This is a genomic window from Paenibacillus xanthanilyticus, assembly GCF_042682185.1.
Classification (GTDB): domain Bacteria; phylum Bacillota; class Bacilli; order Paenibacillales; family Paenibacillaceae; genus Paenibacillus_Z; species Paenibacillus_Z xanthanilyticus.
In genome coordinates, this window is sequence record NZ_JBHUHA010000001.1 from 3,154,249 (window position 1) to 3,168,357 (window position 14,109).

General features: G+C 55.9%; 20 protein-coding genes. 1 reads left to right on the plus strand and 19 read right to left on the minus strand.

The genetic code is table 11. The annotated features are described in order from the left end of the window. The first annotated feature begins 4 nt into the window (after positions 1–4). Positions 5–721, plus strand: coding sequence for a DUF4352 domain-containing protein (locus ACFSKT_RS13385; protein ID WP_377721499.1), 717 nt, complete (start codon positions 5–7; stop codon positions 719–721). A gap of 17 nt (positions 722–738) precedes the next feature. Here the strand turns inward: ACFSKT_RS13385 and ACFSKT_RS13390 are convergent, their stop codons facing one another. The 19 genes from ACFSKT_RS13390 to ACFSKT_RS13480 form a co-directional block, all read right to left on the minus strand. Beyond that, positions 739–1,554: a C39 family peptidase gene (locus tag ACFSKT_RS13390; protein ID WP_377721500.1), complete on the minus strand. Its 816-nt coding sequence runs from the start codon at positions 1,552–1,554 to the stop codon at positions 739–741. Beyond that, positions 1,544–1,819 (minus strand): phage holin family protein, encoded by a 276-nt coding sequence (locus ACFSKT_RS13395; protein ID WP_377721501.1) that lies wholly within the window; start codon positions 1,817–1,819, stop codon positions 1,544–1,546. Before ACFSKT_RS13395 ends, ACFSKT_RS13390 begins: the two co-directional genes overlap by 11 nt. Positions 1,820–1,832: 13 nt before the next feature. Further along, positions 1,833–2,102, minus strand: coding sequence for a hypothetical protein (locus tag ACFSKT_RS13400; protein ID WP_377721502.1), 270 nt, complete (start codon positions 2,100–2,102; stop codon positions 1,833–1,835). Between the two features lie 58 nt (positions 2,103–2,160). Next, positions 2,161–4,080, minus strand: coding sequence for a phage tail-collar fiber domain-containing protein (locus tag ACFSKT_RS13405; protein WP_377721503.1), 1,920 nt, complete (start codon positions 4,078–4,080; stop codon positions 2,161–2,163). Continuing rightward, positions 4,081–4,644 (minus strand): phage tail protein I, encoded by a 564-nt coding sequence (locus ACFSKT_RS13410; RefSeq protein ID WP_377721504.1) that lies wholly within the window; start codon positions 4,642–4,644, stop codon positions 4,081–4,083. Next, entirely contained in the window at positions 4,637–5,767 is a 1,131-nt protein-coding gene (locus ACFSKT_RS13415; RefSeq protein WP_377721505.1) for a baseplate assembly protein, read from the minus strand. Before ACFSKT_RS13415 ends, ACFSKT_RS13410 begins: the two co-directional genes overlap by 8 nt. Then, the gene (locus ACFSKT_RS13420; protein WP_377721506.1) at positions 5,767–6,087 is read right to left on the minus strand and encodes a GPW/gp25 family protein; all 321 of its coding nucleotides are present in this window, start codon (positions 6,085–6,087) and stop codon (positions 5,767–5,769) included. The genes ACFSKT_RS13415 and ACFSKT_RS13420 overlap by 1 nt, the downstream gene beginning before the upstream one ends. 1 nt (position 6,088) lies before the next feature. Then, a complete protein-coding gene (locus ACFSKT_RS13425) occupies positions 6,089–6,484 on the minus strand; it encodes a phage tail protein (protein ID WP_377721507.1) in 396 nt (131 codons plus the stop codon). After that, positions 6,481–6,765, minus strand: a complete 285-nt coding sequence (locus ACFSKT_RS13430) for a hypothetical protein (RefSeq protein ID WP_377721508.1) — start codon at positions 6,763–6,765, stop codon at positions 6,481–6,483. The genes ACFSKT_RS13425 and ACFSKT_RS13430 overlap by 4 nt, the downstream gene beginning before the upstream one ends. A gap of 23 nt (positions 6,766–6,788) precedes the next feature. Continuing rightward, the gene (locus tag ACFSKT_RS13435; protein WP_377721509.1) at positions 6,789–7,811 is read right to left on the minus strand and encodes a phage late control D family protein; all 1,023 of its coding nucleotides are present in this window, start codon (positions 7,809–7,811) and stop codon (positions 6,789–6,791) included. Positions 7,812–7,814: 3 nt separating this feature from the next. Then, the gene (locus ACFSKT_RS13440) at positions 7,815–8,024 is read right to left on the minus strand and encodes a tail protein X (RefSeq protein ID WP_377721510.1); all 210 of its coding nucleotides are present in this window, start codon (positions 8,022–8,024) and stop codon (positions 7,815–7,817) included. Then, on the minus strand, positions 8,021–9,811 hold the full coding sequence (locus tag ACFSKT_RS13445; RefSeq protein ID WP_377721511.1) for a phage tail tape measure protein: 1,791 nt from the start codon (positions 9,809–9,811) through the stop codon (positions 8,021–8,023). Before ACFSKT_RS13445 ends, ACFSKT_RS13440 begins: the two co-directional genes overlap by 4 nt. Before the next feature lie 383 nt (positions 9,812–10,194). Next, on the minus strand, positions 10,195–10,488 hold the full coding sequence (locus ACFSKT_RS13450) for a phage tail assembly protein (protein ID WP_377721512.1): 294 nt from the start codon (positions 10,486–10,488) through the stop codon (positions 10,195–10,197). Positions 10,489–10,497: 9 nt separating this feature from the next. Next, positions 10,498–11,016 (minus strand): phage major tail tube protein, encoded by a 519-nt coding sequence (locus ACFSKT_RS13455; protein WP_377721513.1) that lies wholly within the window; start codon positions 11,014–11,016, stop codon positions 10,498–10,500. Between the two features lie 16 nt (positions 11,017–11,032). Next, positions 11,033–12,475: a phage tail sheath family protein gene (locus ACFSKT_RS13460; RefSeq protein ID WP_377721514.1), complete on the minus strand. Its 1,443-nt coding sequence runs from the start codon at positions 12,473–12,475 to the stop codon at positions 11,033–11,035. Further along, a complete protein-coding gene (locus ACFSKT_RS13465) occupies positions 12,472–12,756 on the minus strand; it encodes a hypothetical protein (RefSeq protein WP_377721515.1) in 285 nt (94 codons plus the stop codon). Before ACFSKT_RS13465 ends, ACFSKT_RS13460 begins: the two co-directional genes overlap by 4 nt. Further along, positions 12,753–13,190, minus strand: a complete 438-nt coding sequence (locus ACFSKT_RS13470; RefSeq protein ID WP_377721516.1) for a hypothetical protein — start codon at positions 13,188–13,190, stop codon at positions 12,753–12,755. Before ACFSKT_RS13470 ends, ACFSKT_RS13465 begins: the two co-directional genes overlap by 4 nt. Continuing rightward, positions 13,187–13,768, minus strand: coding sequence for a phage tail protein (locus tag ACFSKT_RS13475; protein ID WP_377721517.1), 582 nt, complete (start codon positions 13,766–13,768; stop codon positions 13,187–13,189). Before ACFSKT_RS13475 ends, ACFSKT_RS13470 begins: the two co-directional genes overlap by 4 nt. Then, the gene (locus ACFSKT_RS13480) at positions 13,761–14,105 is read right to left on the minus strand and encodes a hypothetical protein (protein WP_377721518.1); all 345 of its coding nucleotides are present in this window, start codon (positions 14,103–14,105) and stop codon (positions 13,761–13,763) included. The genes ACFSKT_RS13475 and ACFSKT_RS13480 overlap by 8 nt, the downstream gene beginning before the upstream one ends. Between the last annotated feature and the right edge of the window lie 4 nt (positions 14,106–14,109).

Here is a 14,109-nt window from a genome sequence, read left to right on the forward strand (position 1 = left end):
GAGGTTGGAAAAGCTTGAGGCTCGGGCCGTCTACTTTGTAGGCGGTTTTTTTCGCATTGTTAATTTTAGGAATTTGTTTTATACTTGCCTCGTTCAATACCTACATACTTGGGGGGTTGGTTCGCGAGTGCAGCAGTCACAACAACAGTTCCGACAGTATTCGAAGAAAAATACATGGATTATCATTGGTCTAGTAATTGGAGTATTGTTCATCTCAGCATTGCTATCGGGTAAATTTGATGATCTTTTTTCAGCTACACCTTCTTCTCCGTCGGAGCCATCGGTTATCGTTGCTCCTCTTGGTGGTTCTGCAATCCTAAATGGAACAGCCTATACCCCGGCTTTGGCTCGTGTAACAAAAACCATAGGTGATGTCAAAACAGAAAACCAATTCATCGTAGTCACTATTAAGGCCGAAAATTTCGGAGACAAGGAAGTAACCGTCGATAACAGCCAATTTGTGTTGATCGATAAATCGAATCGCCTTTACAAAACGAGTTCGGATATGGACTTAATTATCGCTCTAGACTCTTATTTTTCTGTAGCGGATGGCATTAATCCTGGATTGTCTAAAACGGGGAAGGTTGTTTTCGAGGTTCCTTTAGGCACAAATGATGTTGCCCTAGGGGTTAGCAGAGAATTATTCGGATCAGATGATCCATCTGAATATGAATATGTGAAACTAAATATAGAACATGAAAACAAATCCCCCCGTCAGTGAGACAGGGGGATTTACTTTTACTTCGATATAATCCAATATTGGCCGGCTTCCTTCCGGATGACCGCTTCTCGGGCCAACACCCTGCCGTCGTTGCGAAGCGATCCTTGGTTAACCAGGCCATCCGTGCCGTATTTGATGTTGTCGTGGTTCGGATCGTATACCACAATCAGGCCATCGCGCAGCCCCGCCAGGACGACGTAATGCCCGCCCCCCGTGAAATGTCCCTTTCGCATCGAGGCGACAACCAGCGCTCCTTTCGCGAGGGCTGCGCGGGCATCTTCGAAGTCCCCTGTCTGTTTGCAGTGCAATCCGTGAAGCTTCGCGAAGGGTCCGAAGAAGGTCCATGCTGTCCCGTTGTTCGGCGTCCGGTACCCGTTATCAATGGCGTACTTGGCAGCCTCCGGTGGCAGCACCGTTTTGCCAGTGAGCGAGCTGACGCTCATGGCCGCGCTGGTCGGGCCGCAGCCGGACGTGCCGATCGTCTGGGTCTTGTCGCCGCGGATCGTGTACGGTGTGTTCCGCCAGCGCGGATCCTCCTGGCTGTAGTAAACCGGTTCGAGGGCCACCGGAGACTTTGGTTCCAGCGGGAACAGCGCGTCCCAAGTCGAATTCCCGACCTTACCCGCCGAGGTACCGACGTTGTGAACCTTGTTTTTGGTCTTAAACGCGTTGACCGCGTTGAGCGTGCTCTGCCCGAACTGGCCGTCAGGTACGAGTGGCTTGCCGTCCTTTCCCGTAAAGCCTAACTCGCGCAGGCGCTTCTGCAGCGCGACGACCGATGCGCCCGTGCTGCCCTGGCCGAGGATGCCATCAAGCTTCGGTTTAGTGGTCATCCTCGTTGGCCCCCTTTACCCCCTGCTTAATAATCTGGTTCCCGTACACGGCGACGGCGCCGCAAAGGATGCCTTGCAGCACGCTCTCAATAGTCAGGCCCAGTGTGAGGATAACAGCGCCGATCGCGAATGCCGTAACAATGAAGATGATAGACCAGTCGGGCACTTGCGGTGTTTGTTTCAAAATGTATCCAAGAACCCAGCACACCGCGACTACAACAACGAGACTCGGATCAATCAAACCTTGCAGTACGTTCCAATCCATAACCATACCTCCATTAAGCTGAAATTTTGATAATGATTCCGACAGCCGCAACAAAAAGAGCAACGGCGCTAATCGTTGTCCCGATCAGCCATCGTTGCCCTGTTCTGATTTCTTTGATCTCTTCGTTCAATTCACCAATACGAAGATGTGCCGACTTTGCTGATTGAACAGCCTCGAGCGCCATCGCATTCGTGTTCGCCATCGTGCTGAGTATCGTCTTGATGCTGGCAATATCGGTTTTCATTTCGATGATCAATTTCATTTCATCGCCGTTGCCGCCCAATGCGCCGCCTCCCCATTCAAAAAATATGGCCCCGCTAGGTACGGGGCATCGCTCTTCTTTACAACGCCGTCCAGTCACTGCCGAAGTTTTGGTCCCATGCTACCCAAGTGAGCGACACGATAGAGCCGGGGTTCGGAACACTACTGATTTGGAACCCGGTGTTAGTTACGCTTATATGGGGCGCGCCGTATACTTGTGTGGTGGCGGAGACACTTTGCAGGGTCCCTCCCGGCTTATACATGGAGATCTGGGTAACTGTACGGGTCAATCCCTCCCATCCGGTCGCGCCAGCTCCATGGTAATGATATTCGTAGTTGTAATCCCCACTCACCCACGACGCCCGGACAAAGACAAACTCGGGGCGGAACTTTAGGGTACTTACTGTGTACGATGTCTGCCCGATAAGGATATCACTGGCCGATGCTGACTTCGGAATCTGTCTAATCCTTGTTGCAAGGTTAGCAAAAGTATCGCTCCCACTCGTCGTCCTCCCGGACATGTCAGCAATGGCGGAAGCGATAGCATCTTTGCCACTACTGACAGATGACTTTAAACTGTCTATCTCCGACTTCACGTTTAATCCGCCGATCGTCGCTGCGGCAAAAGTAGGACTTGCTGTCGTCCGCAAATCTTGGTTAGTGCGTTCAGCAATAGCGCTTTGAATAAACGCCGTAGTCGCAAGCTGGGCCGTGCTGGTCCCGCTCGCCGCTGTCGGAGCTGTCGGTGTGCCGGTCAATGCCGGGGACGCCAGCGGAGCCTTCAATGCGAGTGCGTTGGTTATCGTTGCAGCAAAGTTCGGGTCATCTCCCATCGCTTGAGCCAATTCGTCGAGCGTGTCCAGAGCGCCCGGCGCTGCGTTAATCAAAGCAGCAATTGCTGCTTGGACAAAGGCTGTATTCGCGATCTGGGTACTGTTTGTTCCCGCCGCTGGAGTGGGTGCCGTTGGAGTCCCAGTTAATGCCGGGGAAGCAAGCGGCGCTTTTAGGGCATCTGAATTGGCCAGGTTAACTCTGACTGCCTCTACAAATGCTGTTGTCGCAATTTGTGTTGTGTTGTTACCTGCGGCCGCAGTCGGCGCTGTTGGTGTCCCGGTTAGCGCTGGCGATACCTTAGGCGCATATTGCGAATGCGGATCTGACGCGCCTGTGTGCGTTGAGATGGCTGATGACACTGCATTATCGACGGTATCCTTTCGAGCGATGTCGTCGCCCGCCACCGGAGCAGCCACCTTCGCCCGACCAGCTGCGTCGCGCAGCAATAAAGCGCCTGCGGTGGCCGCAGATGTTGCGGCATCCAACATAGTCTTTATCGCCTTGAGCGTTGTGCTAGCCGCTGTCCTCCATCCGCCCTCGCCAGTGATGGCTTTGATCTGATACGCCAAGCCGTTCAGATGTGCAAGCAGCGTGCCCGTCGCCACAGGTGCCGTCGAATCAGTAACCGTTCTGCTGCCGATCTTTGCATCCGTTACGCTGCCGTCGGGGTGATCAAGAACCGCTGCTATACGATGATCATTGAGCTCTTGAGTGGTCACGAAAACTAAAGATGTATTGATATTGGCTGTGACGTTCGAAGCGTTCCCGATGACGATCTCCAGTCCCATGATGATCTCGCGCGGATTAGTACCTCCCGGAGCGATGACGTCAGCGGTGCCGCCTGCATTGCCGTAGCAGTAAAGAATCTCTCCTTCCGTGAGGTCCATTGCGAATAGACCGATTTCCCGCCAAGTAAACGCCGTGGTAACCGCCGAATTGTTAAAGCTGGCTCCGACGCTCGCCCTGCCATCCGTGAGGGTCTTCAGGCGCGAAATGGGTACGCTGTACTTCTGACTGATGAGTGCGTTGAAAGATGAAGACTGTTGGCCGCCGCTTAAAGTCCCGTCCCCCAAAGCAATGCGTGTGAAGTTGAGCTGCGCCCCAGTTTGAACCTTTGCCATAAGCGCGCGGCCCTTGTTTGTAAATGCCGTCGAGAATACGGCCATCTAATCCACCTGCCTAATCGTAATAAATTCCCCGAGCTGCAGTACGCTTCCGACATACACGGCCATCGAATCCGATGCGGTGCTAATGATTGAGTCCAGATGCGCGCTCTTACGCTTAACGGAATTCAGAGCGGCGAGGAAACGCTCCGTCTGCTCAGCGGTAATTGAGGTGTTGGAGCTGAGAATGCGGAAGGTGCCAGGCTCGCCGTCGAACTGATACCACTCCTCGACCTCCCCGTCACCAAACACAGTCTGTACAATCTCTTCCACCGCTGACGGCGTACCCTTCCGCCGGTGCCAATCGTAGCTGTTCTTAATAAGAACTCGACGCTGTTCTAATGGCAATGCCGGATCGTAAAAATCAATGTGAAAATGCCATGCCAGCTCATCAGCTTGCTCGCTCGATAACTCATCCAGCCGGGAGAAGTAATTGATCTGTCTGATCTCCGTCGTCAACTGGCGCAGCTCCGAGTCGATTGCGCCGCAGGCCGCGGCCACCGTCGGATCGTTTCGAAGGTTCGACGGCAGGAGGTCGAGAAGACTCGCGCTGTCCAGATTAATCATCGTCCAGACCTCCATACGTGACGGCCGGGGTGCCGGAGACTATGGCAACCTGCGTGGTGCCGACAAGGCCGTTTTGCGGTGGATTCGTAACGTCAACCCTAGACGCTCCCGCTTGCACGAGACGTCGGATGAGCTCAGAACGATTGATATTACGGCCGAGTTTTGAACGCTGCCAATTGATATAATCCTGCACCGCTTGGGCGACCGCAGTTTGAATGGCTGCTATTTCGACCTCGCGGTCACGATCAATCCAGTACGTAAATGCGATCGTATAATTGACCACCGTTGGCGCCGCCGCGGAGACACGGTCCGTAAGTGGACGGACTCGCTTGTCACTACAAATGGCCGTTACCTGATCCAGTACCGATTGTCCCGGTATGCCGCCTGCGATCAACAGCGGAACTAAAACGATATCACTTGGCGTTGGCGAGTGGACTGCGACGTCGACGATTGAAGAATTGGCCGTTTTCGCCCAAAATTTATAAGCTCCTTCCGGGCCAGCAACGGAAAAAGCCTCCGGTGCTTCTTGGATCCGGAGGCGGTAGGAATCATCATCCTCAATATTTGCGCCGCCGCTGCTTATCGTTGTGTTCGATGCTGACGCGACATATGCAACAGGGTCAACGATTTGGTTAATCTGACCTGCCAACAAGCCGTTGTTCTGCGCACCGGGTTCGAGGGCGGCCGCCGGGACGTCTATATTTAAAGCGCCCACAGGAGCATTCGCGGCAATGGTCGTTTCAAAATAACGTTTCGGGTCACTCTCTGTACTGATCCGCGTGCCCGCCGGGATTGTGACCGGGACTTGCCGGCCAGCTGACAACGAAAACCGAATCGAGGTTCTTGCAAACTCAGCCGGCAGCCGTGTCGTTCCCGAGAATGCACCGATATGATCGAGAGCAGCTCCGCTCGCGTACCTGAGCAGGTTACTCTTCCGCATGAGGTCAATCAGTTCCCGTTGCTGGACAATGATAGCTGCTACCGTGTTGAAGAGCAGACGGACCGGGTTACCGGGGTAGAGCTTACTCTCTGTCAGGGCTTCGTAAACTGAAATGAAATTATTGAGCGTCACCTGTACGTCCCCGCTGAGGACGTCGATTTCAGGCAAATCAACGAGCGCCATTAAACCACCTCACTTACTAGATCGAGCGTAATAATAGGAACCAGCGCCCCGTCAACCTCTCCTTGGCGGCATTCCACCTGTTTGACCGTTACGCGCGGCTCGTATAGCCCAACCTGCTGGATGATTGTCGCGGCCAGCAAGGCGGGCGCCAACGTCATCGGCTGGTCGATCACGCCACCGTCAATGCCGAATGCCCGGTCGAGCGGTACCGTTCCCTGGACCGTCGAGACGATCGTCCGGACACATTGGAGGATCTCCTCTTCTCCCGTCGCCCCGAAGTCAATCGGGACATGCCCCTCCACAACAAGCCTAATTGTCATGTCATTTCACCACGTATTCTTTCAGACTGATTGCGGCAATCGCCACCAACACATTTCCGTGATTATCAATTGCGGGGAATGAGAGCTCGACCGATGTGACCGCCCATAGACCGACGCCCATCGGCTTGCCGCCCAGTACGAGCGAATAGGCTTTGCCGCCGCCGGCCATGAGCGTCAGGTTGTCAGATTCGCGCCGCGGGTTGATCCCGAGCGTCGCATCGAGCCGGACTGTAAACGAGATTTCGTCGAGCCCAGGGCCACCCCACTGCAGCAGCGGTTTCGCGCCGATCCGGTCATGTTGCGACCAGCGTCCAGCCGACTTGCGGGTGAATTCTTCGAACGTCCTCACCGTTTGCGCGTCGACCACAAAAGGGACCGCTCCCAATGTGCCTATCATGGATCGATCACCGTCCCTCGTAAGGTACCATCGATGACGCCGGTTACCTTCAGGTCGCCCGTGAGAACGGGCCCGGCCGGCGCGATCCCCTCGTAAAATGATCCAAGAAAGAAGCCTGCCCCCAATCCGTCATCGAGCATCAAGCAAACTGCCGAATCGCCGACCGCGGGCATGCCGAATAAGCCGCCAATTCGAAGAACCGGCAGCTCGCTTGATACCATGTTATCTGCATCGGGGAAAGTGGCCCGGATCGTCCCCTGCGACCTATTGATTGTGGACACCCTGCCCACCCGGATCCGCATATTCACCACCCCAATACCTTCCGGATTTCAATATCGGTCGTATACGCTCCGGCGCCGCCGATCGTATGCTTCGCCCGCTCGATGATGTACTTGCCGTCAAAACGCCCCCAACCGCTGGTCGTGATCGTGGAGCCCGCAGCCATACGGGTGTCGCCAGGCAAGGCGAGACTAGCACGACCATAATTCTTGTTCTGCTCCCTCAGTCGTTTGCGCGCTACTCTTAGCGCTTCCGCTTCGGATGAGGCGCTATCTCTAACCCGCAGAACCGGACCTTTCTGCGGAGCGTCCGGCGGCGTATACGTCACCTTGAGCGTTTTATTTTTGCTGTCAGTGTACGTCAACTCGCAAGCGCGATAGGCAGCATCCACTGTACTCCATTCGAACGAATAAGATGTAGCCTCGTTCCTCTGCAACGTCGCGATCGGCGAGCGCCCTTCGTACTCGGCCTCATCGAACAGCACAAGCTTCCCATTGGTCACTTTGATCGCAATGCCCTCGCGCGCGCATTGCTCCAGCAAAAACATAAGATCGGTCTGATCGGTTTGTTCAACGCGATCATACAACGGGTTGTCCGTGGCTTCATACAGGAGCACGAGCCTCGCACTTTTGGCGATGTCAGCGGCGAGTGTCTTGAGTTTCACCTTCTCCCAAGCGCGCGTGCGCCTCTCGCGGCTCGCAGATGATCCGGCGGGTAAAGAGAGCGCTCGTAACTGGTATCGATCAGGAGGGCCGGAGAGTGTTCCAGAATCGACGTCGAACTTACCGCACGGAAGAAAAGCAAATTCGTTCGGTCCTCGCCAGTTGATCGTCTTGATCCGGGCGTCGATCGTGTCGCCTGCTGCGGGGCTCCAGGTGGATTGCCACAGCCTCTCCCGGTCGTCGAGGTCGATCTGCAGATCATCCAGCTGGCCCGCATAGTTGTCGGTGTAGGTAAAGCCAAGCAGGTACCGCTGCAGCTCGGCGGTTATATCCTTGCCGTTGTAAGTCGCCGTGAGCACCGCCTGTCGTGCGCTCTGACTCTGCATAGCCTACCCCTCCCTTTTCCATGGGGGCAGCTCAGCGGACACCGCGGCTCCCTGCTCAATCCCGGGCAGCGTCAGCACCGCGCCGGCGGAAAATACAACGGTGTCGGCATGATCAGGGTTCGCGCGGATCAGGTCGGTCATATACACCTCGCTGCCCAGCTGCGCGAACGCGATCAGGTCCCAAGTGTCGCCCTGCTTCGTCATATAAGTCATTGGAACGCAGTCCTCCTACCCACCTGAGCGATTAATTCTCGCGCCTGCTTCTCTGCTGCGATTTTCGTAGCTGAAACAGCTTCATTGATTACCTGGCGATCCGCATTGCCCTGAATGATGATCGTAGGCTTGTTTTCCATGACAAAGCTATTGTGATTCGTGTTCGTAGTCACAGAAGGCTTGGCCGTCTTCGCCCAAAGATCCTTGTGATCTTTGTTGCTCTCGCGGGGATAAATCTGCGGTCCCAATTTCATGGACGGGCTAATCGGCTTGGTATCCTCAGGGGCGTATAGGTTGTACTTCTTGACTGCGTACTCGACCGTCTCGAGGGCATCCTTCTTATCATGCTTCTCGGCCTGAGTTTCGCCCCATTGACCGAACGATACGAAATTTTTAGCAGCATCGCCGTAGTCCCCAGCGGTCAAATTCTCGAGCCAGCTCGGGGCCATATTGAAGAGTACCCCGATTCTCGAATCCATTATGCCGTCCCACATGCCGGCAGCCAGACTCTTACCGAGCTTCAGGCCGACTACGGTTAACTGCGGCACCGCGGCGTCGAGCATATTGACAAAGCGCCTCATTACCGCGCTGGTAATCTGCTCGAACTTCGCGCTTCCGGTCGCATCCCACCAGTTGTTGAAGGTCTCCATTACATCCTGGAAGATGAAATCGACTTTAGCTTTGAACGTGTTCAGCTTTTTGAAGTCCGGGTTATTGATGAAGTTGTCGTTCACGTAAGAACGGGCCCCGTTGACCATCCGTTCGATGCTGGCCGTGATCTCCGGTGTATAGTCGCTCACGAAGTCGGCTGCCGCGTTGGCAAGGTCTTTGATGATCGGCATCGTCGGCAGTAATGCCGAGATCTGGAGCGTTTCAATCGCACCCTTAAACTGCTCGACCGCGCCGGCCGCGTTGTCCATCTTCTTCTTGGCGACATCCAATGCTGTGACTTTGGCCATTTCCTTATGGAAGTCCTCGACTCCCTTGGCGCCAGCCTTGAACAGCGTCGTGGCCGCCTTGATGCCGTCGGTACCAAACATGTCGAGCATCGTATTCGTTCGGTCCTGCTCCGACATGCCGTCGAACGCCGTGCGCAGCACTTCCGCAATTCCCTTGATGTCCTTGATCTTGCCCTTCGAGAAGAACTTGTTCGCCGCGCCGACGCCGATCCCGAGCTTCTTGAAGAGCTTGGTCGCCTTATCGGTTTGCGGCTGCAGGTACATCAGCATCGTTTTAAAGCTCGTGCCGGCATCCGAACCGCTCTTCAAGCCATCATTGGACATCAAGCCGATCACAGCGTTCAAATCGCGGAAGGACAGGCCGGCCATGTCAGCCACGCCGCCCGCCGAGGCGATCGCATAGCTGATCTCGTGGACGTCCGTCGCGGCCGCATTCGCCGTTCCCGCCAGGATGTTCGATACCTCGGCGGCGCTCATCGCATCCTTTTTGAATGCATTCATCGAGGTAGCCATCGTCGCCGCCGCTTCGGCCAGTTCGAGTCCGCCGGCGGTCGCCAGATTAAGCGCAGCCTCGAGCCCGCCCGCTTGTACTGCAGCAGGGCGCAAGCCCGCTTTCAGCAGCTCCTCGATCGCCTGCGCCGCTTCCATCGCGCTATACTTCGTGCTCGCTCCCATCTTGAGCGCCAGCGCCTGCATTTTGGACATTTCAGCGCTCGAGGCGCCTGTCAGCGCCGCGATTGTCGACATCTGCGCTTCAAAGCCCATCGCCTTCTGAATCGAGTCAGTCACAACCATGCCTGTCGCATACAAGCCGCCGGCGATGCCCATGCCCGCCGCTACACCCGCGGTACGCCCGATCCAGGAGAGCGAGCGGACAATGCCGCCGCCGAACGCCGCACCGCCCGCACCGCCGCCGCGGCCGACCTGATCCAGCCCGCGGAGCTGCTTCTCAAGCTCATTGATTCGTTCGGACGCCTGCGCAAAGCTCTTGTTGAACCGCGACTCCAGTTCGGCGCTGAGCCTAAAGGCTAATTCGTATTCCCTTGATATAGCTCATCACCTCTCTTTCGAGCTGCGCCTATCCAACTCTTCGCACCACTCAAACAACTCGGACAGCGGAAGATCCAGCCAGTAGGGGATTGGCGTGTTAAATAAAATAGAAAGGGAGGCTGCCGCTCCTCTGAGCAGTGCCCCCCCTTCTTCCGCCAATCCTAAAGCAGCAAAAAACCTTGCGCCTCCATAGTCACGGACGTGAAGTCCTTAGCGTAAAGTTCGTGAATCAATTCGATTGGCACATCCGCAGCGGCCGCTACGATATAAGCCTGATAGGCTTTGTTCAGCTCTTTCGATAGCGCTTGACCTCCGGTTTCGGCCACGAATCGTCTTTCTGCCTGAAGAACGTCCTTCGATTTCAGTTTGTCGAAGTCAAGCGTCAATGTGTCGATCTGCCTCCCGTCAAATACGATTGGCTTCTTCAGGGTGTAAACTTTGTCTTGTTCGTTCATCGCTTCCTCCTACAATCCGAGATTCGCCCGCATCTGCGCCAGATAATCGACGCTGCCGACAATGAAAATGAAGTTCAACTTATCGAGCTCGATTACGGTCTCACCGCCGATGACCACTTTGATGTAGGTCACCTCGAACTCGTTCGCGCTGTCCGTCGTCGCGTTCTGCTCCATCTTACCGAGCTCATACTTCTTCGGGTTGCCCCGAACAGTCACTTTGACCGGAACGTGCGTAACAATCCCAGCGAGCTTGTTCTGAACCTGTTGGCTGCCCCTGAAATCCAAACTGTGCGACTGCGGCGCCAGAAGAAGCGCGGCATTCCGCTCAAGCGTTCTCCAGTTCAATCCGCAGGACATAGGACCGAACAAGCCGACCGAAGGACTGTCAATCTCGCCCGCGATACCCGCGCCGCGGATCGTATCAGACAGGTATTCAAAACTGGGAAGGGTCACATCCGCGACCCCAAGGAAAGTGCTGCCGTTCTGGTACACGGTGAACGCTGTCAGTTTCTCAGGAATTTGATACAAGGGCTATTCCCTCCTCTCATGCTGGCAGCAAGCCACCCAAATAGTTTGTGTCGTACTCGACGAGGAAATCGATTGCCTGTGCCGGAGTCGGCGGTGCAACGAAAACATGGAACGTCACCTTGCCGTCAAGCAAGTCAGTTTCGGAATTCTCGTCCGCGCGGAACTCGACCCGCCCACCAACAAGCGCGCCGCTGCCTTGCAGGCCGTTAAGCCAAATGTTGATGTCATCCGTGATCGACTCGATCAACCGCTTAGTGATCGGCGTGTCAACCCGCGACCAGGTGCGCAGAATGATCTGGTTGTTCAGCCAGTTCATCATGCGTCTGACGGGGATGAATGCGTTGACGACGTCCTTTTCATCCGGGAATGCCCCCGTACGATTACCCCACGCGCGCCAGCCGCTGAAGTTGATGGCTGTCACGATACCCTCGGAATTGAGATGGCTCGCCTCGTTCTGGCCGAGGTAGAGTTCCGCGCCGTCCTTTGCGACCATACCATCAATGAGCAACGGCTTGTTCGAGGGGCTGACGTAAGGGATACCGTTGTTGGCAGCATCCACAGCGCACATGCGGGACGCGACGTGGCTGGAAAGCCAGTAGGTTTTGGATCCGCTGATCGCCTTGCCGTAGCAAACCACTTGCTGTCTGGATGTGAAGCTATTGCCGCGCTTCCATGCAGGCGCCGCCGCATGCTGATCGATCTGATCGACGTTCAGGTCAACCACGACCTCTGCCTTGAAACCTCCATTAATCGATTCCGCCTTGGCTGCAGCGACGGCAGCGACGACGGGATCTTGCGCGAAACCCGGGACGAGAACCAAATCAGGTACCACCCCGAAGCGCGGGAAGACCTGATTCAGCAGCTCGAGACCGGTTAGGTTGCCGCCGTCCGCACCGCCGATAATGTCCATCGACGTGACAGCCGACGGGTTCACTTTGTCGTAACCAACCCTGAGCTGTGTTACATTCGATGGAATCGACCCGGTTGAGCGACGGGTGACCACTAGGTAGCCGGCAGCGTTGTATCCGGCCGAATAATCCACACTCGGGTTATAGGTCGTCGCGCCATCTGCAGAAGTGACGACGACAGTGGTCTTGATGATGCCCGTAACCTCGACCAGTGCTACCCCAGAGGTTACGGTTACCGATTCTGGCGCGACCGGAGTCTTGTGAATGGCAGGGTTAAGCACGTTCACGAAGACAACATTCCGCTGGCGGTATTTCTGGAAGTACGCTTGCATAAATTCGCAGAGCGTATAGCTTCCCCAGTCATCACTGTATCCGAACGCTGCCTTCGCCTCGTCAAAGCTGCTGCAGAATATAGGCACGTTCACGGCGGCCGCGGCGGTAAGATGAACCGGCGCCGTCCCGAAGACAACCGGGAGCGTAAAATTCTGCCCTTGGTCGGCGAGAACCTTGGTCGGCACCTCCGTAACGAAAATGCCATGTCTTTCTGTCATGTATAAGCCCCTTTCAGCCGCTCGATCGCGGCGTGCTCTGGTGTGCCTTTCGTTTGCGCCGCCTGCTGAGCCGCGACCAGTCTACTAACCGGCACGAAAAGCTTGTCGAAGTCTTCGATTCCAACCGCGAGCTCGGCGAGATCCGGCGGAATGCCAGATCGCAGCGTCGTCAGGTGCGGCAACCGGCCCCGCTGCAAGGTCGGACCGATGTAGATCAATGTCTCGATTAGCGCTTCAGGCGGCGGTGCTGTCTTGCGTTTCCGCGTTGTTTTTGTCGTCAAATATCCAGGCCCTCCTCCAAGACGGTAGGCAGCGTGAACGAAAGAACAGCCTCCCCGATCCATTCCGGGTAAGGCTGTTCGTCGAAGAACGTCCACTTGTAATCACCGTTGAAAATAAAACGCTGCTCTAGGAACCGCTGATATAGAAATGCAATCCGGGTGGTTTCCATGATGTTAAACAGTTCGATAAAACCATCGTCATCCTGGCACTTATGCCCGAACAGCAACTTCACTTTAACGGTTTGCCCGTTTAACGCGTCCTCCCCAACAGCCGGCCGGATGATGATAAAAGGGAAATCGGATTCCTGAGCGCCACCCGGACCCGGCGCCTTCTGCGGCAGGAATCCCAACCGCGTTGTAGGCACAATCGATTCGTGAGCGAACAGGCTATCCAGGAATCGTTTAATCGCCCCAAGCAGCATGACGGTCGTCATTCAAAGCCCTCCTTTTTCAATTGTCGTGTCATCTCGTGATCGAGACGGCGATCGAGCGTATCCCGTGCGAAGGTTTCCAGATCGTCGATGATCTCCGGATTGTTGACCATGACCGGCACCGCCGGGCCCATGACCTCTCTGATCGGGAGCCGGCGACGGCCCGCGCGCTTGAATACGCCGAGGTGCTCGCCGCGGCCGACCTTTGTAACGAACGCGCCCGGTACCGGCTTCATTCCACTCCGCTTGACCGAGGCTCGCAGCACCTTCGGCGGCGGCTTCATCGGATCACGCGGCTTGTTCGGGTTCGTCCTGAACTTGATGATCGGGAGGTTTCCGCCTCGCCACCGCAGATCCGTGATCATGCTGTCCTTCGTGCTGCGCCGAAGTGTGACCCGCTGATTGATCTCCTTCGCCTTGATGTCGTACGTTTCCCGCACCTTTCGGGATGCCCGCGTCTTGACCTGCTGACCGACCCGGTTGAGCGCCGGAACCATCGCTCTCGGCAGCGTCTCCTTCAAGACCTTGATGCGCCGGCCCGCGATCCGCAGCTCGGCGACGTCGGCCTTCGCGTCAATCATGATTCCGCTCTAGCGTCACGATATAGAGACCGTCTTCGTCCCCAACGTTCGCGACTTCGTACGGCTCCGGCTCGTTGTCATAAAACATCCGCTGGCGCTCTGCTGGCCGGTATCCGAGTTCGACGGGATCGACGTAGAAGACAATCCGGTCTACAGAAACCCCCTCCGCATAGGAAGGGGGCGCAATGTTGGTCGCTCCGGGAAGATCCCGGCCGCGATAATCGGACACGACAATGACCCGAAGCTCGCGCTCGTCGATGATCTTGCTCTCGGCGAACTCGTTCGGGTTCAGGAATGTGGATTGGACGTCTAACGCCATTTGTTCACGCAAATTCATGCGC

Coding starts and splice junctions, on each gene's coding strand:
- ACFSKT_RS13390 (WP_377721500.1), bottom strand. CDS start 1,554: ATGACCACTAAACCGAAGCTTGATGGCATCCTCGGCCAGGGCAGCACG.
- ACFSKT_RS13395 (WP_377721501.1), bottom strand. CDS start 1,819: ATGGATTGGAACGTACTGCAAGGTTTGATTGATCCGAGTCTCGTTGTT.
- ACFSKT_RS13405 (WP_377721503.1), bottom strand. CDS start 4,080: ATGGCCGTATTCTCGACGGCATTTACAAACAAGGGCCGCGCGCTTATG.
- ACFSKT_RS13410 (WP_377721504.1), bottom strand. CDS start 4,644: ATGATTAATCTGGACAGCGCGAGTCTTCTCGACCTCCTGCCGTCGAAC.
- ACFSKT_RS13415 (WP_377721505.1), bottom strand. CDS start 5,767: ATGGCGCTCGTTGATTTGCCTGAAATCGACGTCCTCAGCGGGGACGTA.
- ACFSKT_RS13420 (WP_377721506.1), bottom strand. CDS start 6,087: ATGACAATTAGGCTTGTTGTGGAGGGGCATGTCCCGATTGACTTCGGG.
- ACFSKT_RS13425 (WP_377721507.1), bottom strand. CDS start 6,484: ATGATAGGCACATTGGGAGCGGTCCCTTTTGTGGTCGACGCGCAAACG.
- ACFSKT_RS13435 (WP_377721509.1), bottom strand. CDS start 7,811: ATGCAGAGTCAGAGCGCACGACAGGCGGTGCTCACGGCGACTTACAAC.
- ACFSKT_RS13440 (WP_377721510.1), bottom strand. CDS start 8,024: ATGACTTATATGACGAAGCAGGGCGACACTTGGGACCTGATCGCGTTC.
- ACFSKT_RS13445 (WP_377721511.1), bottom strand. CDS start 9,811: ATGGGCATCGCCGGCGGCTTGTATGCGACAGGCATGGTTGTGACTGAC.
- ACFSKT_RS13450 (WP_377721512.1), bottom strand. CDS start 10,488: ATGAACGAACAAGACAAAGTTTACACCCTGAAGAAGCCAATCGTATTT.
- ACFSKT_RS13460 (WP_377721514.1), bottom strand. CDS start 12,475: ATGACAGAAAGACATGGCATTTTCGTTACGGAGGTGCCGACCAAGGTT.
- ACFSKT_RS13470 (WP_377721516.1), bottom strand. CDS start 13,190: ATGACGACCGTCATGCTGCTTGGGGCGATTAAACGATTCCTGGATAGC.
- ACFSKT_RS13475 (WP_377721517.1), bottom strand. CDS start 13,768: ATGATTGACGCGAAGGCCGACGTCGCCGAGCTGCGGATCGCGGGCCGG.
- ACFSKT_RS13480 (WP_377721518.1), bottom strand. CDS start 14,105: ATGAATTTGCGTGAACAAATGGCGTTAGACGTCCAATCCACATTCCTG.